The organism is Vibrio gangliei, assembly GCF_026001925.1.
GTDB lineage: Bacteria > Pseudomonadota > Gammaproteobacteria > Enterobacterales > Vibrionaceae > Vibrio > Vibrio gangliei.
Genome location: NZ_AP021869.1, coordinates 477145 through 503760 on the forward strand (window position 1 = coordinate 477145; position 26616 = coordinate 503760).

Annotated in this window: 20 protein-coding genes; 14 read left to right on the forward strand and 6 right to left on the reverse strand. The window is 42.9% G+C overall.

Annotation, left to right across the window (positions count from 1 at the left end; genetic code table 11):
* Nucleotides 1-6 precede the first annotated feature (6 nt).
* From Vgang_RS02205 to ilvN, 4 genes are all read left to right on the forward strand, one after another.
* Entirely contained in the window at nucleotides 7-1062 is a 1056-nt protein-coding gene (locus Vgang_RS02205; protein ID WP_105902231.1) for an MJ1255/VC2487 family glycosyltransferase, read from the forward strand.
* 272 nt (nucleotides 1063-1334) lie between these two features.
* Entirely contained in the window at nucleotides 1335-2300 is a 966-nt protein-coding gene (leuO, locus tag Vgang_RS02210; RefSeq protein WP_105902230.1) for a transcriptional regulator LeuO, read from the forward strand.
* A 568-nt stretch (nucleotides 2301-2868) separates the two neighbouring features.
* Entirely contained in the window at nucleotides 2869-4587 is a 1719-nt protein-coding gene (locus Vgang_RS02215) for an acetolactate synthase 3 large subunit (RefSeq protein ID WP_105902229.1), read from the forward strand.
* A 1-nt stretch (nucleotide 4588) separates the two neighbouring features.
* Nucleotides 4589-5083, forward strand: coding sequence for an acetolactate synthase small subunit (gene ilvN / locus Vgang_RS02220; protein ID WP_105902228.1), 495 nt, complete (start codon nucleotides 4589-4591; stop codon nucleotides 5081-5083).
* Between the two features lie 470 nt (nucleotides 5084-5553).
* Here the strand turns inward: ilvN and pykF are convergent, their stop codons facing one another.
* Nucleotides 5554-6966 (reverse strand): pyruvate kinase PykF, encoded by a 1413-nt coding sequence (pykF, locus tag Vgang_RS02225; RefSeq protein WP_105902227.1) that lies wholly within the window; start codon nucleotides 6964-6966, stop codon nucleotides 5554-5556.
* Between the two features lie 385 nt (nucleotides 6967-7351).
* Here pykF and Vgang_RS02230 point away from each other — a divergent pair, with 385 nt between their 5' ends.
* Nucleotides 7352-8113, forward strand: a complete 762-nt coding sequence (locus Vgang_RS02230; protein ID WP_105902226.1) for a DeoR/GlpR family DNA-binding transcription regulator — start codon at nucleotides 7352-7354, stop codon at nucleotides 8111-8113.
* Between the two features lie 104 nt (nucleotides 8114-8217).
* Nucleotides 8218-10050 (forward strand): glutamine--fructose-6-phosphate transaminase (isomerizing), encoded by a 1833-nt coding sequence (gene glmS, locus Vgang_RS02235; protein WP_105902225.1) that lies wholly within the window; start codon nucleotides 8218-8220, stop codon nucleotides 10048-10050.
* 76 nt (nucleotides 10051-10126) lie between these two features.
* Here glmS and Vgang_RS02240 read toward each other — a convergent pair whose 3' ends face one another.
* The 3 genes from Vgang_RS02240 to Vgang_RS02250 form a co-directional block, all read right to left on the reverse strand.
* Nucleotides 10127-10738: a TIGR04211 family SH3 domain-containing protein gene (locus Vgang_RS02240; protein WP_105902224.1), complete on the reverse strand. Its 612-nt coding sequence runs from the start codon at nucleotides 10736-10738 to the stop codon at nucleotides 10127-10129.
* A gap of 246 nt (nucleotides 10739-10984) precedes the next feature.
* Nucleotides 10985-12244, reverse strand: coding sequence for an inorganic phosphate transporter (locus tag Vgang_RS02245; protein ID WP_105902223.1), 1260 nt, complete (start codon nucleotides 12242-12244; stop codon nucleotides 10985-10987).
* Nucleotides 12245-12360: 116 nt separating this feature from the next.
* The gene (locus Vgang_RS02250) at nucleotides 12361-13041 is read right to left on the reverse strand and encodes a TIGR00153 family protein (RefSeq protein WP_105902222.1); all 681 of its coding nucleotides are present in this window, start codon (nucleotides 13039-13041) and stop codon (nucleotides 12361-12363) included.
* 267 nt (nucleotides 13042-13308) lie between these two features.
* Between Vgang_RS02250 and Vgang_RS02255 the strand changes: the two genes are divergently transcribed.
* Nucleotides 13309-14826 (forward strand): CYTH and CHAD domain-containing protein, encoded by a 1518-nt coding sequence (locus tag Vgang_RS02255; RefSeq protein WP_105902221.1) that lies wholly within the window; start codon nucleotides 13309-13311, stop codon nucleotides 14824-14826.
* Nucleotides 14827-14935: 109 nt separating this feature from the next.
* On the opposite strand, the gene Vgang_RS02260 is transcribed toward Vgang_RS02255, so the two are convergent.
* Nucleotides 14936-15703, reverse strand: a complete 768-nt coding sequence (locus Vgang_RS02260) for a potassium channel family protein (protein WP_105902220.1) — start codon at nucleotides 15701-15703, stop codon at nucleotides 14936-14938.
* A 120-nt stretch (nucleotides 15704-15823) separates the two neighbouring features.
* Between Vgang_RS02260 and glnE the strand changes: the two genes are divergently transcribed.
* The gene (glnE, locus tag Vgang_RS02265; protein ID WP_105902219.1) at nucleotides 15824-18718 is read left to right on the forward strand and encodes a bifunctional [glutamate--ammonia ligase]-adenylyl-L-tyrosine phosphorylase/[glutamate--ammonia-ligase] adenylyltransferase; all 2895 of its coding nucleotides are present in this window, start codon (nucleotides 15824-15826) and stop codon (nucleotides 18716-18718) included.
* Nucleotides 18719-18795: 77 nt separating this feature from the next.
* Nucleotides 18796-20226, forward strand: a complete 1431-nt coding sequence (gene hldE / locus Vgang_RS02270; RefSeq protein WP_105902218.1) for a bifunctional D-glycero-beta-D-manno-heptose-7-phosphate kinase/D-glycero-beta-D-manno-heptose 1-phosphate adenylyltransferase HldE — start codon at nucleotides 18796-18798, stop codon at nucleotides 20224-20226.
* 127 nt (nucleotides 20227-20353) lie between these two features.
* Here the strand turns inward: hldE and tolC are convergent, their stop codons facing one another.
* Nucleotides 20354-21703 (reverse strand): outer membrane channel protein TolC, encoded by a 1350-nt coding sequence (tolC, locus tag Vgang_RS02275; protein WP_105902217.1) that lies wholly within the window; start codon nucleotides 21701-21703, stop codon nucleotides 20354-20356.
* Between the two features lie 228 nt (nucleotides 21704-21931).
* On the opposite strand from tolC, the gene nudF reads away from it, so the two are divergent.
* The 5 genes from nudF to parE all read left to right on the forward strand — a co-directional run bounded on the left by nudF (nucleotide 21932) and on the right by parE (nucleotide 26612).
* On the forward strand, nucleotides 21932-22555 hold the full coding sequence (gene nudF, locus Vgang_RS02280) for an ADP-ribose diphosphatase (protein WP_105902216.1): 624 nt from the start codon (nucleotides 21932-21934) through the stop codon (nucleotides 22553-22555).
* A gap of 56 nt (nucleotides 22556-22611) precedes the next feature.
* A complete protein-coding gene (locus Vgang_RS02285; RefSeq protein WP_105902215.1) occupies nucleotides 22612-23034 on the forward strand; it encodes a DUF1249 family protein in 423 nt (140 codons plus the stop codon).
* A gap of 54 nt (nucleotides 23035-23088) precedes the next feature.
* Nucleotides 23089-23895: a 3',5'-cyclic-AMP phosphodiesterase gene (cpdA, locus tag Vgang_RS02290; protein WP_105902330.1), complete on the forward strand. Its 807-nt coding sequence runs from the start codon at nucleotides 23089-23091 to the stop codon at nucleotides 23893-23895.
* A gap of 113 nt (nucleotides 23896-24008) precedes the next feature.
* Nucleotides 24009-24578 (forward strand): esterase YqiA, encoded by a 570-nt coding sequence (gene yqiA, locus Vgang_RS02295; protein WP_105902329.1) that lies wholly within the window; start codon nucleotides 24009-24011, stop codon nucleotides 24576-24578.
* Nucleotides 24579-24725: 147 nt separating this feature from the next.
* Complete coding sequence (gene parE, locus Vgang_RS02300; RefSeq protein WP_105902214.1) at nucleotides 24726-26612, forward strand: DNA topoisomerase IV subunit B; 1887 nt, start codon at nucleotides 24726-24728, stop codon at nucleotides 26610-26612.
* Nucleotides 26613-26616: the final 4 nt, after the last annotated feature.

A 26616-nucleotide genomic window follows, 5' to 3' on the forward strand; every position in this document is an offset into this window, starting at 1 on the left:
GTATTGATGAAAATTTTATATGGTGTGCAAGGTACTGGAAATGGGCATATTGCGAGAGCCAGAGCGATGGCGGCAGCACTGAAGCGTCAGCCAAATGTGTCAGTGGATTTTGTATTTTCAGGCCGTGATAAAGACAAATATTTTTCAATGGAAGGTTTTGGGGATTACCAAACACGTCGAGGTCTGACGTTTTGCAGCGAAAAAGGCAAAGTCAGTCATTTAAAAACCGCCATCAATACTAGCCCTAGCCAAATATGGAAAGAAGTCTCTGAGATGGACTTATCAGGTTATGACTTGGTGTTAAATGATTTTGAACCGATCACGGCATGGGCGGCGAAAAAACAAAATATTCCAACAATTGGAATTAGCCATCAAAATGCCTTTCGCTACTCTGTGCCGAAAAAAGGGGCGACATGGATTGATCATGCGCTTATCCAACATTTCGCACCGACTCAACATCGACTCGGCTTACATTGGTATCACTTTCAACAGCCGATCTTGCCGCCAATCGTGCATACCTCTCAATCTCATCATTCATCGCAAAAAGATTTCATTTTGGTCTACTTACCTTTTGAAGACTGCCAAGAAATTCTATCGCTATTGATGCGCTTTTCTCAGTATCAATTTGTTTGTTATCACCCAGAGATTGAGCAACCTATTCAGCAAGAGCATATTACGCTCAGACCATTATCCTATGATCAGTTTCAAGCCGACTTGCATGCTTGTCATGGGGTCATAGCTAATGGTGGATTTGAACTGCCATCCGAGGCTCTGACGCTTGGTAAAAAACTATTGTTAAAGCCTTTGAATGGGCAATTCGAGCAGATGAGTAATGTGGCGACTTTGGAGTCATTAGGGCTGGCACATTCTATGTTGTGGCTAGATCCAAGTGCTATTCGTTGTTGGCTAGAAGAACAAGCCGCAGAGCCGGTGATTTATCCTGATGTGGCTGAATGTATTTCGCAATGGGTAGTGCAAGGTGATTGGCATCACATCTCACCGTTATGGACTCAACTATGGGAGCAGGTCGATTTTCCGCATTACGCATTGATTAATGAATGATCAATTTGAAACTTATCAATTGGCCAATTAAATGTTTTTATATTTATTTATAATTTTATGTAAGTTATTGATTATTTCGTTTTTTTAGTGATTTTTAGTAAATTAAAATCATTTGTTATCAATACAATTGCTTCTGATATTAGCTTGGTGAATAGTGTGTTCAAGCCGAATTATTAGTTCGGTCAATACAATCATTATTAGATATCTTTTTGCGGTCATTCATCCTGTTTGAGATACAGATGAGGCGGCAATCATAAGAGGCAAAACACACAATGACACTTCCTACAGAACAACAAAACCCAGCGATTAATGTGAGAACAGAATCAACATTACGTGGTGTTGATCTTAACTTATTAACGGTTTTCGATGCCGTCATGCAAGAGCAGAACATCACTCGTGCTGCACAATTTTTAGGGATGTCACAGCCGGCTGTAAGTAATGCGGTTGCGCGTTTGAAGGTGATGTTTAATGACGAACTTTTCATGCGTCATGGTCGCGGCATTCAACCGACACAACGTGCGCGTCAATTGTTTGGTCCACTGCGTCAAGCTCTGCAGCTAGTACGAAATGAATTACCAAATTCAATCTTCGTACCAGAAACTTCTGAGCGTGTATTCAAACTTGCGGTTTGTAGCCCATGTGATTTACGTTTTGCTCCTCGCATCATGCGTGGTATTGCTGAAAAATCACCAAGCATCCAATTAAGTCTTGATGCGGATTTTGATCACCAATTACCAGAAAAACTACGTTATCAAGAAGTGGATTTTGTGATTGATTACGCGCGTTTTGATCAACCTGGATATTCAAGCACTGAAATCTTTAGTGATGAATTAGTGGTTGTGGTTGCGGCAAATCACCCACGTATTGGGTCGCAAATTAGCCAAGCTGAGTTCATGACGGAAAAGCATGCTGCGCTATCTAAAGTAAATGGTGTTCGTAGTTTTTATGAGCGCGTATATGGCAGCGACCTTGAATGCCAAGAGTCTTACCAAGGTACGAGCTTGAGCAATATTTTATATGTTGTCGGTCAATCAGAATTGGTGACGGTTGTACCTCGTTGGTTAGTGGATTCAATTCCAAACCGTGCAAGTTACAAAGTTTTGGCTTACCCATTCAGCGACAACAAAGTAGCTGGTTACCTAAGCTGGCACGAATCAAGTGAAAAAGACAAAGGTCACATCTGGATGCGTGATCAATTAATGATCATCTGTGGCGAAACGCTAGCGGCAATGAGGTAAGAAGCATTCGATCATCACTGGATCTCATGTTTAAAACGCAGTCTTCGGATTGCGTTTTTTATGTCTGTTTATTCTTAGCAATTTACGTCTGTTAATGCTGGGTAAGACTTGCCTCGTGATACAACTCCCAAAGTCGAAATTATTATCGTCTTAATTTTCAATATTTCTTAGATGAAATGTGTGCTAATAGATTTGTTTTTAGTCTCTTTGAACTGAAAGTTACTTCAATAGTTGTTTTATGCGTTATTTCTGCCATTTAGCCGCATAGACAACATCCAGTTTTTGGCGTTAAAGTAATCACTCTCAGATTAAATTATCTGAATATGCACCCTGTTTGATTGTTATGACAATACGAGCAGGTACATAGCGCAAGGAGGCTTTGTGGTTATTGGGTTTGGCTCATTTGGGCCCTTACAATATTAAGCTCCTTTATTTCTTAGGCTAAAAATAAGCCCTAACTATGTAGTGCTGAACGGAATTTATTTGCAGATGATGCTGGCTGTTAAGCAAGTAGTTTGCAATGCGTCTTTTTATCGAAAGGCACTTGTTCAGCTAAAAAGGAGGCAATATGGAAATGTTATCTGGCGCGGATATGATCGTCCGTTCCTTAATCGACGAAGGTGTCGAACATATCTTTGGTTATCCAGGCGGGTCTGTCTTGGATATTTACGATGCGCTACACGAAAAAAGTGACATTGAACACGTACTGGTTCGTCATGAACAAGCAGCGGTGCATATGGCGGATGGTTACGCTCGTGCAACTGGCAAAGTGGGCGTGGTGTTGGTGACATCTGGCCCTGGGGCCACCAATGCGATTACTGGCATCGCGACAGCGTATATGGATTCAGCGCCAATGGTGGTGCTATCTGGTCAAGTACCAAGCAGTTTAATTGGTAATGATGCCTTCCAAGAATGTGACATGGTAGGGATCTCTCGACCTGTCGTTAAGCACAGTTTTTTAGTCACCAAAGCCGAAGACATTCCTTCTACCATTAAAAAAGCTTTCTATCTTGCTTCTACTGGCCGCCCTGGCCCTGTTGTTGTCGATCTTCCTAAAAACGTACTCAATCCGCTTGAAAGCTACCCATATCATTACCCTGAAGAAATTAAGATGCGATCTTATAATCCCACCACTTCAGGGCACAAAGGTCAGATCAAAAAGGGCCTAAAAGCATTATTGTCCGCTAAGAAGCCGGTTCTATATGTAGGCGGTGGCGCTATTATTGCGGAAGCGAGTGAGCAATTGATCAAACTGGCGGAAGCATTAAACCTACCTGTCGTCAGTACGTTAATGGGCTTAGGTGCTTTCCCTGCGACGCATCATAATTCTCTTGGTATGCTTGGCATGCACGGTACTTATGAAGCGAATATGGCCATGCATAATGCTGACTTGATTTTCGGCGTGGGAGTGCGTTTTGATGACCGTACTACCAACAATGTTGAGAAGTACTGCCCGAATGCCAAGATTATGCATATTGATATCGATCCTTCTTCGATCTCAAAAACCATTCAAGCGGATCTCCCTATTGTTGGTTCTGCAGATGAAGTATTGAACAGTATGCTGAAATTGCTTGAAGACCAAGGTGCAGAGCAAGATTCTGAGGCGCTTGAAACGTGGTGGCAAGAGCTGCAAAGTTGGAGAAATCGCCATTGTTTGGCCTATGAAACAAACTCTGAGCGTATTAAGCCACAGCAAGTGGTGGAAACCTTATACAAATTGACCAAAGGCGAAGCTTATGTTGCTTCTGATGTTGGTCAGCACCAAATGTTTGCTGCACTTTATTATCCATTTGATAAGCCGCGTCGTTGGATTAACTCGGGTGGCTTAGGCACGATGGGATTTGGCTTACCTGCGGCGATGGGGGTGAAATTTGCCATGCCACAAGAAGAAGTGGTGTGTATTACCGGTGATGGCAGTATTCAGATGAATATCCAAGAGCTATCAACTTGTATGCAATACGATATTCCGGTCAAAATTATCAACTTGAATAACCGTTTCTTAGGTATGGTGAAACAGTGGCAGGATATGATCTACCAAGGTCGCCATTCTCATTCATATATGGATTCTGTGCCTGATTTCGCTGCGATTGCAGAAGCCTATGGTCATGTTGGTATCCGAATTGATAAACCAGAAGATCTTGAATCTGGCTTACAAAAAGCGCTCGATATGAAAGATCGCTTAGTATTCGTCGATATTAATGTGGATGAAACGGAGCATGTTTACCCGATGCAAATTAAAGGGGAAGGCATGGATAAAATGTGGCTAAGCAAAACGGAGAGAACCTAATATGAGACATATCATTTCATTGCTATTAGAAAACCAGCCAGGTTCTTTATCTCGTGTTGTGGGCTTATTCTCTCAACGTGGTTATAACATTGAATCTTTAACGGTATCGCCAACCGATGATGCGACCTTATCGCGTATTAACATCACTACCGCTACCGATGCTCTGCAACTTGAGCAAATTGAGAAAAACTTGCACAAGCTGGTGGATGTTCTCAAAGTGCAAGAAGTAACCGAATTTGATTATGTTGAACGTGAATTGATGTTGGTGAAAGTGAAAGCCAGCGGTTTTTCTCGCGCAGAAGTCCATCGTTTAGCGGATGTATTCCGTGGGCAAATTGTTGATGTGACCGCTTCCTTGTTTACGATTCAACTTGCTGGTGACAGCGCGAAACTGGATGCTTTCATCAAAGCGGTGTCTGAAATGACCGATGTGATAGAAGTTGCCCGCAGTGGTGTGGTTGGTATCGCACGTGGTGAACGAGCCTTGAAAACTTAAGTTACCTCTGGAAAGCTTAAACAACATCTGAAAGCTCAGACAACACCTGCAAGCTTATCTTAAAAACGGCGATCTCAGATTGCCGTTTTTTTATGTTTTGAGCTTTTTTATCTAAGCGAATGTTTTTATTTCGCTTTTAAATTTTGTTGTATTTTTGTTCGACTTTAGTCGTACTCGTGGTTATTATTTGCGCTAAAATTAACGCTATCTGTGATTTGTGTCACGTAAACTCGGTTGGAGGATGATGATATGGTGAAAGATGTCATCGTGAGACTAACGGTAGGCAGTCTGTTGATTTTAGGGATAAAGATGAGCGCTTTGTATTTTTTACTGATGGTGCTTTTAGTCAACACGCATCACCGTGAGTTGTTTGGTTGGTAATTTTTAACGACACTTTTTATACCAAGCACGAATTAAAAAGGAGACCAATGAGGTCTCCTTTTGTATTTCTGTTATTCGATTTAATGAAATTATAAAACGTGAACAGAAGAGGTGTTAGTTGTGCCTGATGGTACTAGAGCGCCAGAAACCATAACGGTTACATCGCCTTTTTGACCTAGGCCAGTTTCAAGTGCGATCGCCATACCTTGACGGTAGAAGTCTTCAGTATCGTTGATTGATTCAACCACGATTGGCGTAACACCTTTAGATAGGCAAAGTTGCGCTGCTGTTTTAGTGTTGGTTGTTACAGCAATGATGTTCGCTGTTGGGAAATATTTACGTACAGAACGTGCAGATTTACCCGCTTCAGTAGCAACAACGATAACTGGAGCTGCTAGTTTCTCTGCAGTTTCTACTGCTGATTTACATACCGCTTCAGTGATGCGTAGACGTGGGCTGTCTAGACGAGAGCTTAGTTCTGCTTTCAGTGCACGGTCAGTACGCTGACAGATTTGCGCCATGATAGTTACCGCTTCAACTGGGTATTTACCTTTCGCAGATTCACCTGAAAGCATTACTGCGTCAGTGCCGTCCATGATTGCGTTCGCAACGTCGCCCGCTTCAGCGCGAGTTGGACGTGGGTTTTTGATCATAGAATCAAGCATTTGAGTTGCAGTGATAACCACTTTACGTGCGCGGTTACATTTCTCGATCATCATTTTTTGCGCGAAGATTACTTCTTCAACTGGGATTTCAACACCTAGGTCACCACGAGCAACCATGATACCGTCAGACGCTTCTAGGATCTCATCGAAGTTATCAACACCTTCTTGGTTTTCGATCTTAGAGATGATTTGGATGTTTTCGCCGCCGTTTGCACATAGCAATTCACGGATTTCTTTTACATCTTCAGCTTTACGGATGAAAGAAGCAGCAACGAAATCAACGCCTTGCTCACAACCGAATTTAAGGTCAGCTTTATCTTTTTCAGCAAGAGCAGGAAGTTTTACAGAAACGCCAGGAAGGTTCACACCTTTGTTTTCACCTAGGTCACCGTTGTTCAATACTTTACATTTAACTTCAGTATCGGTAGTTGCAACCACTTCCATTTCAATTAGACCATCGTCTACTAGGATAGTGTCGCCAGCGGTAAGGTCTTGAGCAAAACCAGGGTAGGTGACGGCTACTGTGTTTTTGTTACCAACCACTGAAGTGTCAGTGGTGAATGTGAAATCTTGACCTGCAACTAGAGCAACATCTTCACCGTTTTCTAGTTTGATTGTGCGGATTTCAGGACCTTTCGTATCTAAAAGGATAGCCAGTTGTTTGCCTGTGTTTTTCATTACTTGGCGAAGGTTAGCAATACGGTTGCCGTGTTCTTCAAAGTCACCGTGTGAGAAGTTCAAACGCATTACGTTCATGCCTGCGTTTGCAAGTTCAGTTAGTTTCTCAACAGATTCGGTTTTCGGGCCAATCGTACATACGATTTTGGTCTTTTTCATGAGTCGATACTCTCCGGTAAGTAATATTACATTTTTTAATTTTTACTAGTGCCAGGGCCAACAAAGGCCGTGGTACTCAAATTCTTTGTTTCTGTTTTTAATGTCTGAATTACAGTGTAGACATTATTCCCATTATATCTTGGCTGCAGGTTAAATTTTCATTGCAGCGATTCACGTCATTGGCGCGTACGAGTGCCGCGTTGTAATTTTGTTTCTTAAATGGGGTAAGAATTTTACCAGTCTTTGTGGGGAAGATCACGATAGTTACTTGTCTTAGAACAATGTTTTTGCAAAAAAGATTTATTTTTTATTGTAAAAAAAATAGACAATTAAGTTTCGTTTGTGTTTAATGTGTTTCGAATCGAAATTAACCAAGTGTGATTTAATGTCAAAACGAAATACTCAACAGCGCCGCCATCGGATTGTTCAACAAGTGAATGATCAGGGAGAGGTGAGTGTCGAGGCGCTGACAAAGCAGTTCAATATCTCTGAAGTGACAATCAGAAAAGATCTGGCTGCACTTGAAGCGAGTGGTTTGTTGCTACGTCGTTATGGTGGTGCGGTGGCTTTGCCAAAAGAAATTATTAATGAAGTTTTTTCTGAAGAAGTTTCGAAACGAAAGGTTGAGTTAGCCAAAGCGGCTTCGACTTTAATCAAAGATCATCATCGCATCATTATTGACAGTGGTAGCACAACAGGCGCGTTGATTGAACAACTTAATCATAAGCGTGGCCTTGTGGTGATGACCAATTCGCTTAATGTTGCTCATGCACTAAATGCTTTAGAAGGAGAGCCAACGTTACTGATGACGGGCGGAACTTGGGACACCCATTCTGAATCGTTTCAAGGTCAGGTTGCTGAGCAGGTATTACGTTCTTACGATTTTGACCAATTGTTTATTGGTGCGGATGGCATTGATCTAGCTCGCGGAACGACCACCTTCAATGAACTACTCGGCTTGAGCCAAGTGATGTCTGAAGTGGCTCGTCGTGTGGTGGTCATGGTGGAATCTGACAAAATTGGTCGCAAAATTCCAAATTTAGAGCTGTCATGGGACAAGATTGATGTGTTGGTGACAGACGAAGGCATTACATCAGAACAACAAAAACAAATCGAACAGCATGATGTTCAAGTTCTGATTGCTTAGGATCTGTTGAGCCTAACTATTAAATAATTAAGTAAATAAATAAATGATGAAGACTTTGCCGCCTTTTGCTTGTTGCCGGTAAAGGAATAAAAAAGGATAACAATATGTGTGGAATCGTGGGTGCTGTGGCACAACGTGATGTAGCGGAAATTCTAGTCGAAGGTCTACGCCGCTTGGAATACCGTGGTTATGATTCAGCTGGCGTGGCTGTTGTTGATGCAGAGTCGAAGATGACTCGAGTACGCCGTTTAGGTAAGGTGCAAGAGTTAGCCGATGCCGTTGAAGCTGAGCAGGTTCTTGGCGGAACAGGAATTGCTCATACACGCTGGGCAACGCATGGTGAACCTTCTGAAATTAATGCGCACCCTCATGTGTCTGGTGATATCGCTGTCGTGCATAACGGTATTATTGAAAATCACGAGCCATTACGTGCACTGTTACGTGAGCGTGGCTATGTATTTGAATCCCAAACGGATACCGAGGTGATTGCTCACCTAGTGGAGTGGGAGTTACGCACCGCCAATTCTTTAATTGAAGCTTTACAAAAAGCCGTTAAGCAGTTGGAAGGGGCATACGGTACCGTCGTTTTTGATCGTAAAGATCCCACTCGTGTTGTGGTCGCGCGTTCTGGTAGCCCGATTGTTATTGGTCTGGGCATGGGCGAGAACTTCATTGCCTCGGATCAGTTAGCCCTACTTAATGTGACTCGTCGTTTTATGTACTTAGAAGAAGGCGATGTGGCAGAAGTCACTCGCCGTGAAGTGATGGTTTTTGATCATTCTGGCATCGCTGTTGAGCGTAGTGTTTCTGAATCGAATGCAGAGCATGATGCTGCTGATAAAGGCCAGTACCGTCACTACATGCAAAAAGAAATCTTTGAGCAACCAACCGCATTAGTGAAAACGATGGAAGGTCGCTTAACAAAAGATAGTGTTATCACTGAAAGTATCGGTGTGAATGCTGCCGAGATTTTATCGAAAGTAGAACACGTACAAATCATCGCTTGTGGTACGTCTTATAACGCAGGTATGACGGCGCGTTACTGGTTCGAATCTCTCGCGGGCGTAAGCTGTGATGTCGAAATTGCTTCTGAATTCCGCTATCGTAATTTTGTTACCCGTCCAAATTCATTGTTGATTACTTTATCTCAATCGGGTGAAACGGCAGATACGTTAGCTGCTTTACGTTTAGCCAAAGAAAAAGGCTATATGTCGGCGATGACGATTTGTAATGTGGCGGGTTCGTCGCTCGTTCGTGAGTCGGACTTTGCTTTTATGACACGTGCAGGGGCTGAAATTGGCGTTGCTTCAACCAAAGCATTTACCACACAGCTAGCCGCATTACTGATGTTAGTTACGGCAATGGGTAAGCAACAAAACCGTATTGATGCAGCTAAAGAAGCAGAAATTGTGTCTGCATTACATACCTTACCTAATGATATTGAAAAAGCACTCGCTTACGATAAAGATATTGAAGCATTAGCAGAAGATTTTGCCGATAAACATCATACTTTATTTCTTGGCCGCGGTGAGTTTTACCCGATTGCGGTTGAGGCAGCGTTGAAGTTAAAAGAGATCTCCTACATTCATGCAGAGGCTTATGCCGCTGGTGAGCTGAAGCACGGCCCATTGGCGCTGATTGATGCTGATATGCCCGTTGTGGTCGTCGCGCCGAATAATGATTTGTTAGAAAAACTCAAATCGAATATTGAAGAAGTGCGTGCTCGCGGTGGTTTGTTGTATGTTTTTGCCGATGCGGGTGCAGGTTTTGATGGTGATGAAAGCATGAAGATCATCAACTTACCTCATGTCAGTGAAATCACGGCACCGATTTACTACACCATCTCAATGCAACTGCTGTCTTATCATGTTGCTTTGATTAAAGGGACCGACGTGGACCAACCTCGTAACTTGGCTAAAGCGGTTACCGTTGAGTAATCACTCGATACGAAAAAAGCCACCTTTAGCGGTGGCTTTTTACTATTTACTATTTGTCGTTTTGAGGAGGGAGGAATTACGCCCAGCCGCCAGGGTTTTTCTTACGACGCGGGATAATGTGCGGCAAGATCAAACCAAATAGTAAACCTAGCCCTGCAACACCACCACCGTACATAAAGTAGCGAAGTAGTAAGTCTTCTTTTTGTGTATCAATTTTAGCACGTAAAGCGCGAACTTCTTCTTGAGAGTCAGCCAGTTGTTGGTTGATTTTACGATAGTTAGTTTCTAAATCCGTGATCTGCTTTTTGCTTAATTCTAAAGAGCTCACCAAGCCTGCTTTTTCTGTATCAGACGTTTCTTGCGCGTTGCTTAATTTTTCTTTAACGGTTGCCAGTTCTTTTTCTAATTCAGGTAGGCGAATCGAAATACTAACGGTTTGAGTGACGTACTTACTTTCCACCCAACCTTTACGACCATTTTCATCAATAATCTGGCTAAAGCCTGTTGATTTATTTGTGCTTAATAGTTTGATTTTTTCACCTGCGTTGACACTACCAATGATGCGGTAATCATTGCTAGGACCCGAGTGTACGTAAGTGAAAAGATTGTCTGAAATGTAGAAGTCACTCGCGTTTGCCATTGGGGCAAAAAAACATGCCAATAATACGAAGCTAAGAAGCTTTTTCACATTATGTCCCTTTTTATTTGTGTAAAACTTGCGGTACTGAATAGTAAAGAATTATTCAATCACCAAAAATCGGGGTTGATTGCAAATAGCCACCAAGATTTAGATGGGTATTTAAAAACTAAACGAATAGTAAGAAGTTTCAGCTTGAGGTGCAACAAAAGAGGGAGCTTTCGCTCCCTCTTTTTACTTCAACGTAAAAATTATGACACTGCTTTGACAGAGCACTTTACGTCAATGAGTTTTTCATTAAGCAAACAAACCTTGAATGGCGTAGAAGAACACGATAGCAAGTACAGCACCTGCTGGTAGGGTAATGATCCAAGATGCTACGATGTTACGTACAACACCAAGGTTCAATGCTGCGATACCACGAGCAAAGCCAACACCTAAGACCGCACCAACCAGTGTTTGTGTAGTTGAGATAGGTAAGCCAGTACCTGATGCTAAAACTACTGTTGATGCAGTTGCTAATTGAGCTGCAAAACCACGGCTTGGAGTCAGTTCAGTGATGCCAGTACCAACGGTTGCCATCACTTTATGACCCATAGTGGCAAGACCGACAACGATACCGATACCACCTAGAGGCAAGATCCACCAAGCGATCTCACTCTTGGCTGTTAATTGCCCCATGTGTTCAATGGTAGAAACCACTGCAGATAGAGGGCCAATAGCGTTTGCTACATCGTTTGAACCATGCGCAAAAGCCATTGCACACGCCGTAATGACCATCAATACGCTGAAGATGCTTTCAACACCAGCAAAGCTGTGATCTTCTTTTTGATTGGCAAACTTTCGGTTGATGTAGATGTAGCCACAAATCATGACTAAAGCCGATATGCCAGCAGAGTATAACCAAGCTTCAGTGTGAGACAGGTGTAAGCCCACATGCTTTAAGCCTTTCTTGATGGTTACTAGTGCAATCACCATGGTGGTGATGAACATGTAAACTGGAACGAAGCGTTTAGCATTGTGTAGCGGGTTTTCTGTATCAAAAATCAGGCGTTGCGCACTGACAAAAATACCGTAAGCAAAAATACCGGCAATAAACGGAGTTACGATCCAGCTACCGACAATACCTTGTACTGAGTGCCAGTCGACACCTTGTGTACCAACAGAAACACAGGCAAAACCAATGATTGCACCGATGATCGAATGCGTTGTTGATACTGGCCAGCCCATATAAGAAGCAAGCAGTAACCAAGTACCCGCGGCAAGTAGCGATGCCATCATACCATAGACCAGTACATCGGGTTGAGAAACGAAGTAAGAGGTATCGATAACACCTTTACGAATGGTGTCTGTAACCTCTCCACCAGCAAGGTAAGCGCCGGCAAATTCAAAAATCATCGCAATGACGATTGCTTGTTTAACTGTTAGTGCTTTAGAACCAACAGATGTACCCATTGCATTGGCAACATCGTTCGCACCAATACCAACAGCCATTAGGAAACCAAAAAACGCGGCAACTAAAATTAAAATAGTGCCATAGTTAGCGAGGATATCCATCGTAATACCTAGATTTTGACATAACAGGTTAGACGAGCTAAATGTAGGGAATCTCACCCTGCAGCGGTCAGTTTTGTTATTTTTTATACAATGTGTTTATGTTGTGCGTTCAATACTTACGAACGAGACAACATGACTTCCAAGCGAGCACCTACGCGCTGTGCTTGATCGGCGATACCACCAACCCATTCAAGGATCTTATATAAAAAGACAACATCGATTGGGTTGTATTTAGATTCAATTGCCATGAGTTCCTGACGCAAAGCAATTTGCATGGTGTCAGTGTCATCTTCAATTTCATCTAGTTGGTTAATCATTTCAGCAACAAGGGTCACTTCGCGACCTTTGAAACCTGTTTCTAGTAATTCGTCAAGTTCATGAATCACTTCTTGTGCTTGTTTTGCTGCATCAAGGCAACGAGAAACATAAGCAAGGAAGCTTTCTTGCATTTGTGAAGGGATTTCTAGTTGGCGACCGATGACTCGACCTGCAATATCTTTTGCAAGGTTAGCAAGCTTGTCTTGTTGAGTTAGAAGTTCAAGCATATCGGTACGGTCAACGGGCATGAATAGACCGCGAGGCAGTTTAAGGCGGATTTCACGCTTTAATACGTCTGCTTCACGTTCTAAGCGAGAAATATCTTCACGAATTTTATTCGCGGTTTCCCAGTCACCTTTAAGGCAATGTTCGAAAAAAGGGATTAATTGTGAGCAACAATCATTTACGCAAACAACGTGCTCTTGCAAAGGCTTGATAGGGGACTTTGCAAATAACCCCATAATTGTATTTACTGGCATGGTTATTCAACCTACAAAAAATATATAACTGGTTTTCATTTTAGCGAAAATCGCTCAAATGCTGGACAGTGCTATAAAGTCGCGCGCATGTTAACGTAATCTTTATGGCTTTCATACCATTTTAGTTGATGTGAATCATCAATGGCGTGAATTATGGCCGCAGATAGAAGTGTATTTCATTTCTATCCATTACTTTACATGATTTCCTGCTTGCTCAAGCTTGGATTCCACAATATTCTTTTAAGGTTATTAATCATAGGCCTTATTATGGAAACCGAAATAGAACTTAAGTTTTTTGTATCCCCTGATTTTTCAGATATTTTAAAGCAAAAAATTGCAGAAACCAAAGTCTTGCAACACAGCCGTAAGGCGCTTGGTAATACCTATTTTGATACCGCTGACAATTGGCTACGCCAGCATGATATTGGGCTGCGTATTCGTCAAAGTGATGACGTGTTTGTTCAAACGGTGAAAACGTCAGGCCGTGTAGTGGCGGGTCTTCATCAGCGCCCCGAATATAACGCTGAACATACGTGTAATGAGCCGGATTTGTCTTTGCATCCAGAAGATATTTGGCCAGAAGGGCGTGACTGGCAAACTTTGCAACAAGATATTGCCCCTTTGTTTGCGACTAACTTTGAACGAGAGCAGTGGCTCTTAAGCATGTCAGATGGAAGTCAAATTGAAGTGGCATTTGACCAAGGTGTGGTAGTTTCTGGTGAGCAACAAAGCCCGATTTGCGAAATTGAATTGGAGCTGAAATCGGGTCAAACGGAATCTTTGTTTACTCTTGCACGCCAGTTGTCTGATCAAGGTGGCATGCGTCTTGGTAATTTAAGTAAAGCGGCTCGAGGTTATCGTTTGGCACACAATTACACCTCGGACCCAGTTCTGGATTTTACCTTAATCGAAACCGATCCTAAGTTCAGTGTCGAAGAGTGTTTTATTCAATCACTTGAGCACGGTTTGTCGCATTGGCACTACCATGAACAAATTTATACTGAACAATGTTCTATCGATGCTTTAGAGCAAATCGATTATGCCATCCATTTTATTCGTCAGTTGTTTAGTGTTTATGGGGGCATTATCCCTCGTCGCGCCAGTGCATTATTGCGGCAAGAATTCAAATGGTTAGAAGAAGAATTAGCGTGGCTAAAAACATCGCAATATTTAGATGATTTAACCAAAGATAAAGGTTACGCGTTACGTAAATTGGATTGCCAAAAACAGCTGGTGGCATCCTTAGGTGAGCAAAAAGATGCTTTGCCTGACTGTGAAAACGTGATGAAGTTGTTTGAATCCGCTCGCTATACGGCGGTGTTACTGGATTTAAGTCGTTGGATTCTATCTAAAGGTTGGCAGCCATTTTTAGATGACAAAGCGCGCGATAAGATGGCACAAGATGTCAAGCCTTTTGCCATGAAGCAACTTGACCGTAGTTGGGCGGAATTGATTGAAGCCTTCCCGATAGAGCGAGAGCTTTCTCGTCAGGATTATATCGATCAAAAGAATCGCTTGAAGCGTAATTTATTAACGGGCCTGGCGTTTGCTTATCTATTTGATTTGGAACAACGAACTCAGTTTCGTATGCCTTGGGTCGATTTACTTGAAGGCATCGATGACTTGTTAACGCTCGAACCGTTGCAGCAGTTATTGCCTGAATTGGAAGAAGCGGATCAAGAGCAGCTTGAACGTTGGATTCGTCGTCAAGAAGTCTCCATTTTATATGCGATGGAGCAAACACGATCTCGCTGTATTGAAGCTTCACCATATTGGCATAATTAATGGTTCGTTAATTATAGTGTTAAGCACCAGATAACAAGGTTACAAAAGGGGATCGTAAGATCCCTTTTTTTATTACTCCCGTTTCGACTTGTTTTTACTCGCTGCTAGTTCATGTGTTTTGCTTTTTTAGCTGCTGTTCTAAGAGTTCAATTTTACTTAACATGACTTGTTGCTGTTGCAGCAGTTGCTCTAATGCATCGTTTTGACTTTGGTCGTTGGTGTGATCGTTATTATGATGTGGTGAAGTTAAAATGGATGTAATCAAACCAGAAATCATACCGAAAATACCAACCCCGCATATGATCATGGCCGTCGCCAATACTTTGCCCCCTAAAGTGACGGGATAATGGTCGCCATAACCAACGGTTGAAATGGTCACTAAGCTCCACCACAGCGCATCAGTCGCATTATGGATATTGCTATTGGCAGCGTCATCTTCAAACCACAGCATAAAAGTCGAACCTGTCGTCACGAGCAAAATCAGTAAAGTGAAAATGGTAGCTAAGGTCGCTTCACGGCGGTTTTGCTTAACTTGCTTCAAGAAATTATGCCCATGACGTATCAATAGCAGCAACATTCGGACGATTTGTACGATTCGAGCTAAACGTAGAATTTCGATAAATGGGATGCTCGCAAGGATATCGAGCCAGCGAGTGCGTAGGTATAACAGGCGATGTTCCGAACGGTAGAAATCAATGGCAATTTGCATTAAAAACAGTAAGCAAATGGCGGTATCAATGCCAACTAAAGTGCGTCGAGTTTCAACTGGTAATTGAGTAAATAACAGTTGGAATACAATTATCAAAGAGATAAATGAAAGCAATAAAGACATTAAGCTCATAGGTTTAAAATCGGCATCATTAAGTGAGCTTTTCATGATGTTTCCTTTGGGTATAGATTAATGCTTAACATTAAATCACAAAACAGAGTAGAGTGTAGTTATTGCACAAAAAGTTATTTCTGTTGTGAACGGAACATTGATAAACAAGGAATTTTTATGAGTTTACCTGCCTCATTACAACCTATCTCTAGCAAAGCCTTACAAGCATTAATAGAACGTTTTCCAGATAGCCTAGATGCATGGTCTGAACAAGATAAATCGAGCTTAGAGCAGGTGCTAGGTTTGAGTGATTTTATTGCTGAGTCCTTGCTATGCGATGAAGCCTTACTGCAGAAGTTGCCTCATCTATTGACGCACAATGACCGTGCACAACACTACCGTTCGCAATTACAACAAACGCTTGAAAAGTGCCACAATGAGCATGACTTTTTACATCAATTGCGTTTGTTTCGCCGACAAGAAATGGTGGTGATCGCTTGGCGAGATTTTTTGCAACAGTGGCCATTAGAAACTAGCTTGAAACACCTTTCTATGCTGGCTGAGGCGATGATTGTCGAAGCCTATCAATGGCAATATAAACAGTGCTGCCAAGAGTGGGGAACACCGTGTAATCCACAGGGGGTAGCGCAGCCAATGTTGATTATTGGTATGGGGAAGCTTGGGGGCGCTGAGCTGAACTTTTCTTCCGATATCGATTTGATCTTTACCTACCCGGAAAATGGCGAAACTCAAGGTCATCGTCGCAGCATTGATAACGCACAGTTTTTTACTCGCCTTGGCCAACGTTTAATTAAATCACTCGATCAAGTCACTTTTGATGGCTTTTGTTATCGGGTCGATATGCGCTTGCGTCCGTTTGGTGAAAGTGGTCCATTAGTGATGAGTTATGCGGCTTTGGAAGATTACTATCAAGAGCAAGGACGTGACTGGGAACGCTACGCGATGGTGAAAGCTCGGGTGATGGGGTGCGAAATGTATCCTCAATACCAAGAGTTGAAGCAGATGCTCAAGCCATTCGTTTTCCGTCGCTATATCGACTTTAGCGCCATTCAATCTTTGCGTCGCATGAAGTCCATGATCAGTTCAGAGGTTCGTCGTCGTGGATTAAGTAATAATATTAAATTGGGCGCTGGCGGCATTCGTGAAATTGAGTTTATTGTCCAAGTATTTCAATTGATCCGTGGCGGACGAGAGCCAAGTCTGCAAGGGCGAGGTTTACTTGAAACGTTAACCGCTATTGAGCAACTCGGTTTACTTGGCGAGCAAGAGATCGTTGACTTACGCCAAGCCTATCTCTTCTTGCGACGTTTAGAGAACCTATTGCAAGCCATCGCTGATAAACAAACACAAACACTTCCAGATGATGAGATTGACCAGCAACGCTTATGTGTAGCAATGTCATTTGATGATTGGGGTGCATTGACACAGCACGCTTTTCTCCACATGGAAAAGGTACACCAAGTGTTTGTTGACTTGATTGGAGAGGAGGATGAATCTGAGCAAACCGTTGCTTCTCATTTTATTGAAATGTGGGATATGGCTGGAGATAAAGACACGCTCGAAGCTATTATTTTTCAAGATGTTATTTCCCAAGATGTTATTGATCAAAATGTTATTACCCAAGAAATTAATGCGGAATTGGCGACCTCTTTTGCCGTTGTGATTGTGCAATTCAAACAAGACTTAGCTAAGAAAACCTTAGGCCCTCGGGGGCGAGAAGTCTTAGTAAGGCTCATGCCAAAAGTATTTGATGCGGTGTTTTCCCACCCAGATGCGGAGTTTGGTTTAGCGCGCGTATTGCACTTGCTCAATAATATTGTCACTCGCACGACTTATCTTGAATTACTTGAAGAACACCCTGGCGCATTAAAGCAGTTGGTTCGTTTATGTACCGCAAGCCCGATGATTTCGGAGAAGCTTGGCCGTTATCCTATTTTGCTGGATGAATTGATTGATCCGCAGCAGTTGTATCATCCGATTGAATTACATCAGTATCGATCTGAATTACGTGATTTTTTAGCTCGCATACCGGAAGACGATATGGAGCAGCAAATGGAAGCGCTGCGTCAATTTAAACAAATCTGTATTTTGCGTATTGCGGCTGCTGATGTCACAGGGGTATTGCCTGTGATGAAAGTGAGTGATCACTTAACGTATCTGGCCGAAGCCATCGTGGATGCCGTGGTGCAGCAAGCGTGGTTACAACTGAGTGAAAAATACGGTGAGCCAAGTCATTTATCCGAACGTGAGGGTAAAGGTTTTGCGGTTATTGGCTATGGCAAAGTGGGCGGTTGGGAGCTGGGCTATAATTCTGATTTAGATGTGGTGTTTTTGCATGATTGCCCTGAAAACGTCTATACCACAGGCAAAAAAGAAATCGATGGTCGTCAGTTCTATTTGCGTTTAGCTCAGCGCATTGTGCATATTTTTTCTGTTCGTACGCCTTCTGGGATTTTGTATGAAGTGGATACTCGTTTACGCCCTTCTGGTGCCTCTGGATTACTGGCTTGTAGTGCGGAAACCTTTGAACAGTATCAGCAACAAGAAGCGTGGACGTGGGAGCATCAAGCATTAGTACGCGCTCGAATGATCTATGGTGATGATATTTTGGCGCAAAGTTTTGCTGATACTCGCCATCGTATTTTGACTCAACAGCGTGAGCTACCGGCTTTGCAAAAAGAAGTGCGTGAGATGCGAGAAAAAATGCGGGCTCATTTGGCGGAGAAAAAAGCGGGCCGATTTATGTTGAAACAGGACAAAGGCGGTATTACTGATATTGAATTTCTTGTGCAGTACATTGTGTTGCAGCATAGCCACCAGTACGGGGCATTAACCCGTTGGTCGGACAATGTACGAATTTTAGAAACCATGGCTGAACAAGGCTTGATTCCGGATGAGCATGTACAGCAATTAATCGAGGCTTACACTACACTCAGAAATGAAATCCATCATCGTAATCTGCTCAATCTGGATGCGGATGTGGATAATTCTCTCTATACCGAACAAAGAGGTTGGGTGTGCCAGCAATGGGATGCGTTTCTTGGTGAGTAAGGCTGTGATATTATGCGCGCAATATCTTAATTTGACTTGGTTTATGAAGAAAGTGAACCAAGCATTCGGAGAACTGTATGAAACCTATTTTGCCTGATTACGCTCAGTCTGGCGTATTGATTGTTGGCGATGTCATGCTTGATCGCTATTGGTACGGCCCAACAGGGCGTATTTCACCAGAAGCCCCTGTGCCAGTAGTTAAAATTGAAAATAACGAAGAACGTCCTGGCGGTGCTGCAAACGTGGCGATGAACATTGCTGCGTTAGGTGGAAATGCAAAGTTGGTAGGTTTAACCGGTGAAGATGAGCCTGCGCAAGTGTTGAATCAAAAGCTCTCTTCTTTGAATGTTGACTGTGATTTTGTCACGGTTCCTGATATGCCAACCATTACTAAGTTGCGTGTCATGAGCCGTGGTCAGCAATTGATTCGTTTGGATTTTGAAGACAGCTTTGAGCATGTTGATTCCAAACCACTGCTTGAGCGTATGGCGAAATACTTGCCACAGGTGAAATCGCTGATTTTATCGGATTACGGTAAAGGTGCATTAGACGATGTGCAGACTATGATCCAGCAAGCGAAAGCTGCCAATGTTCCTGTGTTTATTGATCCTAAAGGTGCCGATTTTGAGCGTTATCGCGGCGCAACATTACTGACTCCAAACTTATCTGAGTTTGAATTGGTGGTGGGGAAAACCAAGAATGAACAAGATCTGGTTGAGAAAGGGTTGGCATTGATCGAAAAGTTCGATTTTGATGCTTTGCTAGTGACTCGAAGCGAACACGGTATGACATTGCTGCGTCGTGGCCAGGAACCATTCCACTTACCTACGCAGGCACAAGAAGTATTTGATGTGACCGGTGCGGGTGATACCGTCATTTCCGTATTGGCAGCCTCTGTTGCTGCTGGTAAGGATTTAAAAGAAGCGTGTGCGCTTGCCAATGCGGCAGCCGGTGTTGTGGTTGGCAAACTGGGTACGTCAACGCTATCGACTATCGAGCTAGCAGAAGCCATTCATGGCAGTAAAGATACTAACTATGGTGTGATCAGTGAATCCGCCTTAATTGAAGCGGTAAAACGAGCTCGTGCCCGTGGTGAGAAAGTGGTGATGACCAATGGTTGTTTTGACATTTTGCACGCAGGTCATGTGTCCTACCTTAACCACGCCGCTGAATTAGGCGATAAACTCATTGTTGCTGTGAATACCGATGCGTCGGTAAAACGTTTGAAAGGCCCTGGTCGCCCTGTTAACCCAACTGATCGTCGTATGGCGGTATTAGCCGGCTTAGGGGCGGTAGATTGGGTGGTGCCGTTTAGCGAAGACACGCCACAGCGCTTAATTTCAGAAGTTTTGCCTAGCGTATTGGTAAAAGGTGGTGACTATAAGCCGGAAGAGATCGCTGGTGGCGCTGAAGTGATCGCAGCGGGTGGTGAAGTCAAAGTGCTGAACTTTGAAGAAGGCTGCTCAACGTCTGAAATCATTAATGCCATCAAAGGCGGAAAGGGTTAACTTCTATTCTCACACTTTTGATATGAATAAATATTGATACAAATAAAAAACGCCACTTCATCTGAAGTGGCGTTTTAGTTTGCGAGAAAGAAAGCCCGGATTGTTGTCAGTTCAGGGCTTTATTCCATTAAGATGGGCGTTTTAAGCCAGCGTTGATATCAAGAATATCTTGCTCGCTTAGTGTACCTACTGCTTGTTTTAGCTGAAGTACGCTGATCACGTAGCTGTAACGAGCATCAGAAAGTTGACGGTTGGCATCGTATAAACGACGAGTAGCATCGAGTACGTCAACAATGGTACGTGTACCTACTTCATAACCCGCTTCGGTCGCTTCTAATGCTGATTTTGCAGACACCACCGATTGCTCATAAGCACGGATAGAGCCGATAGAAGCATTGATGTTGTTGTAGTAAGCGCGAACATTCTGTACCACACCACGGTAAGTGGCTTCTAGCTGTTGGCTAGCTGATACGTATTGGTATTGTGCCGTTTTCACATCAGCTGTCGTTGAGCCACCTTGGTAAATTGGGATCACCAAGTTCACACCGATATTGTAATCGTTGCTGGTGTAGTTCTTTACACCAGAGTGATCGTTGTGCTCATCAATGTCTGAGTACTGGTAACCACCATCTAAGGTTACAGAAGGGCTATAACCTGATTCTGCTAATGAGATATTGCTTTTCGCGATATCTTGCGCAATGCGAGCAGTTAATAGATCTAAGTTTTTCTGTTCCGCTTCATCCACTAACGCATTTTGGCTAGTTTGAGGCACGTTGGCAGAAAAACGTTTGGTGTCTAAAATGCTCAGGTCTTTGTTTTGCTGACCGGTGATCGCACGTAACGCTTCAAAGCTGTTAGTCACATCATTCTTAGCTAAGATTTCATCGGCTAGTACACTGTCGTATTGCGCTTGTGCGTCGTGTACGTCAGTAATCGCCGATAGACCGACTTCAAAACGCTGCTTGGTTTGCTCTAATTGACGACCAACCGCTTTTTTCTCAGCTTGGATAAAGGTTAAGTTATCTTGCGCCTGCAGTACGTCAAAGTACGCTTGAGAAACACGTAAAATCATTTCTTGTTGTGCTGCGGCATAGGCTGAATCTTGTTGACGTGCATTTTGCTCAGCAATATCTAAGTTTACCCAGCTGTCACGACGGTATAATTCTTGAGAAAAATCAACACCAGTTGTAAAGACATTTTGCTCATAAGAATTAGCACCATTACTGACTACAGGATCATTATTTCGTGTGCGGATATTTCGGTTAATGTTGTAACCTGCGGTCAAGTTGATTTGAGGAAGAAGATCACCGCGGCTTGATTCGATGGCTTCAAAAGCGGCATCACGATCGGCTTTTGAGCGCAATAATTGTGGATCGTTTTCTTTTGCTTGATTGTAAATCTCTGCCAAATCATCAGCGTGTGCAAGGTGGATACCACCGAGAGAAAGGCTAACGATAAGAGGAAGCAGTTTTTTCATGGTTCTTTTCCCGCTTATATAATGAATAGACAACAAGGCTTAGATTGTAACCTAAGTAGCTAGAATGTTATGCAAACTTTTACACTAATTTACCACTTACTGTCCAAGTGGATAATAAATTAAGTGAAAACTCAAAAAAACTCAATGTTTATCAAAAAAAATTGTAGCAGAGCTTGTTGATTTATCACTATCGTGATTAGATTGCTGGTCAATAAAAGGAATTTCTTTATGCACTTTAAACCATTTAAACACCTTTTTCAGCCTCAAGATGTGGTGATTGAAAAGAAAGAAAGTGTCTTTAACGGCTTTTTTAAAGTGATGAAATATACTTTTAAACATCGCTTATTTAATGGCGGATGGAGTGAATCCGTCACTCGTGAGATGTTTGAACGAGGTCAAGCCTCAGCACTTTTAGCTTATGATCCGACTCGAGATGAAGTGGTTTTGATTGAACAAATCCGAGTTGGTGCCCTTGAACATCATTCTCCTTGGCAGTTAGAAATCATAGCTGGCATGAATGATAAAGACGAATCATTAGAAGATATTGTTCGTCGAGAAGCCATGGAAGAAGCGGGCATTGAAGTGGCAGAAATTGAACATATTAGCCATTATTACCCTTCATCTGGAGGGTGCTCTGAAACGCTTGATGTGTTTATTGGGCGGGTGGACGCCAGTCAGGCTCAGGGTGTACATGGTTTAGACTCTGAAAATGAAGACATCAAAGTACATGTTATGGCACGCGAACAGGCCTATCAACTGGTTGAATCTGGTGTTATTGAAAATGGTGCGACAATTATCGCATTGCAATGGCTACAAATTCATCATCAAGCACTGATGCAACGTTGGCTATGACGTTTGAACAATATTCATGCTGATGACACCAAACAGTAACACTAAAAAGGGAATCCATGGCTAATACTTATCATGTTGATCTTGCAGGCTTGATGCGCGTCTACGAGACCAATTATGCCAAAATGAATTCACTGCTGCCGGTTGAGCCAGAGGTCGGGGAAACCCGTTCTTATCAAGTCTCTAAAATGGCCTATCAATTAGAAGTGAAAGAAATTACCCGTTACACCACATTAGTGGATGTGTGCCAATGTGATGAGCAACCGGTTTTTCCATTGCCACGTATGCAAGTTCGCTTATATCACGATGCTCGAGTTGCGGAAGTGTGTGCCAGCGAGCAGATTTCGCGGGTAGAAGCGCGGTATGATTACCCGAATAAAAGAATGATGCAAAAAGACGAAAAATTTCAGGTAAACCAATTTCTTGGAGAATGGCTGAGTTTTTGTTTACGACATGGGATCAGTCGAGCCCCGATTTATTAATATCAACAAACGTGTATTGAGTTGACCACTTTGAAAAAAGATTCTCCCTATTTGCTGGAACCAAATTTAGATGACGTGACTTTGGTTCAAATTACGGATACTCACCTTTTCTCTGATGAAAAAGGGGAATTGCTTGGAGTAAATACGCTAGATAGCTTTACTGCTGTTGTGAATGACGTTTTGGCGAAATCACTTAATTATCATGCCGTAATTATGACGGGAGACGTTTCTCAAGATCATACTGATGCGTCTTATGCACGTTTTGAGCATGGTATCACCCCGCTTACAAAACCATGCTTCTGGTTACCGGGAAATCACGATTATCAACCTAGTATGCGCAGTGTTTATCCATCCGTACAGATTCAACAACATACGCATGTTTTAGTTGGAAAACACTGGCAAATCATTTTGTTAGATAGTCAATCAGAAGGTAGCCCGCATGGTGTGCTATCAAAGCAACAGTTAGAGTATTTAGAACAAACTTTAACTCAAAACCCAGAACGCTATAGCCTAGTTTTATTGCATCACCATTCACGTTTGGTTGGCAGTGCGTGGCTGGATCAGCATTGCTTGCATAATAGCGATGAATTTTGGGAGGCTATTGCACCACATCAAGAAGTCAAAGCAGTATTGTGTGGTCATGTCCATCAAGATTTCAAAGAGTCCTATCAAGGTGTCGATGTGTATACGAGCCCATCAACGTGCATTCAATTTAAATCTCAATCAGATGGTTTTGCTTTAGATACCCTAGCTCCTGGCTGGCGTAGCCTCACGTTAAAAGCCAATGGGGAAATAGAGACTCAGGTACATCGTTTATCCGGCGAGCAATTCTTACCCGACTTTGAGTCACAAGGTTACTGATATTCGCCTAGAAAAACCTCAGATGGGAGCTGGTTAATATCCATTTCCATGTGACTTGGGTATAATCGTGCTTCTGAGTTTTGAATAAGGAGTGCGTTGTGACCAAACCATCTATGCTGCTTTATCTTCACGGGTTTAACAGTTCACCTGGCTCCCATAAAGCGAATCTGATCCGTGAGTATTGCCAACAGAATCGGCCTGATATTCGCTTAGAAATCCCTCAACTTCCTCACTTTCCTAAGCGCGCAGCGGACTATCTCGATGCATTCGTGAGTAGCCATATTCGTGATTACAATATTGGGCTCGTTGGCAGTTCCCTCGGTGGTTATTTATCCACTTGGTTAAATGATAAATATGGCTGCCGAGCGGTAGTGGTTAATCCTGCTGTACGGCCTTATGAATTATTGTCTGATTTTCTAGGTCAACAGACTAACCCATATACTTTGCAAAGCTACGTGTTGGAAGATAAGCACATCTCCGAGTTAAAAGCCTTGGAAGTGGCGTCATTGCGTTGTGCGAATGATTTTTGGTTACTACAGCAGCAAGGCGATGAAGTGCTTGATTATCGTCAGGCGGTCGAAAAGTATCAACATAGCCAATCAACGATAGAAGAAGGCGGGGATCATAGCTTTATTGGCTTTGAACGCTATCCTGAGAAGATTGTCGAATTTTTGCAATTGTAGTGGAGATGACAAGGCATAATCTGTCAGTTATCTCTTTTAAATCATAAAATCCTTCATTTCTATATGGCTTAACTTGACATTGAATGTGGCTACACAGAGTATGCTGCATAAACCTTGGTTAACATCTTTTGAGATTACCTTTTAATTATGACTGAACAATATAACGCTGGAGCGATTGAGGTTCTTAACGGTCTTGAACCGGTTCGTCGTCGTCCAGGAATGTATACCGACACTGTGCGTCCTAACCATTTGGCGCAAGAAGTAATTGATAACAGTGTCGATGAAGCTTTAGCCGGTCATGCTTCAAAAGTGCAAGTCACTTTGCATGCCGATCAATCGATTGAAGTCACCGATGATGGCCGTGGTATGCCAGTTGATATTCACCCAGAAGAAAAAATCTCTGGCGTAGAATTGATTTTCTGTAAACTGCATGCGGGCGGTAAATTCTCGAATAAAAACTACCAATTCTCTGGTGGTTTGCACGGGGTGGGTATCTCGGTTGTGAACGCGTTATCAAAACGTGTGGAAGTACAGATCAAGCGTGATGGCCAAGTGTATGAAATTGCTTTTGAAAACGGCAATAAAGTTAAAGAATTAGAAGTGACTGGTACTTGTGGTCGCCGGAATACAGGAACCAGTGTTCATTTCTGGCCAGATACCTCTTATTTTGATTCAGGCAACTTTTCTGTTAGCCGCTTAGTGAATAATTTACGCGCCAAAGCGGTCTTGTGCCCGGGGCTTGAAGTTGAGTTCATCGATAAAGTGAACGATAAAACTCATAATTGGCGCTACGAAGATGGCTTGAAAGATTACCTTGCTGAAGGCGTGAAAGGTTTTCCTGTTCTTCCTGAAGAACCATTTACCGGTGAGTTTACCGCACAAACTGAAGCGGCAAGCTGGGCGATTATCTGGTTGCCGGAAGGTGGCGATCTTATTACCGAAAGCTACGTCAACCTGATCCCAACCGCACAAGGCGGTACGCATGTGAACGGCTTACGCCAAGGCTTGCTTGATGCGATGCGTGAGTTTTGTGAATTCCGTAATTTATTGCCGCGTGGTGTGAAGCTTACCGGTGATGATATTTTTGACCGTTGTGCGTACGTGTTATCGATCAAAATGCAAGATCCACAGTTTGCTGGTCAAACCAAAGAGCGCTTATCGTCTCGTCAATCTGCGGCCTTTGTTTCTGGTGTAGTCAAAGATGCCTTTAGTTTATGGCTCAATGAAAAACCACAAATCGCAGAACTGCTTGCCGAATCTTGTATTGCTAATGCCCATCGTCGTATGCGTGCCAGCAAGAAAGTCGTGCGTAAAAAAGTGGCTTCAGGGCCTGCACTACCAGGTAAATTGACCGACTGCTCGGTGCAAGATTTGAATCGCACTGAATTGTTCTTAGTGGAAGGGGACTCGGCGGGCGGCTCAGCTAAGCAAGCTCGTGATCGTGAATTTCAAGCAATTATGCCGCTGCGCGGTAAAATCTTGAATACTTGGGAAGTGTCGTCTGATCAAGTATTGGCGTCTGATGAAGTGCATAACATTTCGGTTGCGCTCGGTATCGATCCTGATTCCAATAACCTAGAAGGTTTGCGCTACGGTAAAATTTGTATTCTTGCCGATGCGGACTCCGATGGTCTTCATATTGCCACACTTTTATGTGCGTTGTTTATGCGTCACTTTGAAGCCTTAGTACGAGCGGGACATGTGTATGTGGCGATGCCTCCATTGTTCCGTATCGACTGTGGTAAAGAAGTATTTTACGCTCTGGATGAAGCTGAGAAAGAAGGTATTTTAGAACGTTTAAGCAATAAAAAAGCCAAGATCAACGTACAGCGATTTAAAGGCTTGGGTGAGATGAACCCACTGCAATTACGTGAAACCACTATGGATCCTAACACTCGTCGTTTAGTGCAACTAACCATAGATGACAGTGAGCAAACCATGGAAATGATGGATATGTTGCTCGGGAAAAAACGCGCAGAAGATCGTCGTAATTGGCTACAAGCCTACGGCGACCAAGCGGACGTTGAGTTATAACGCG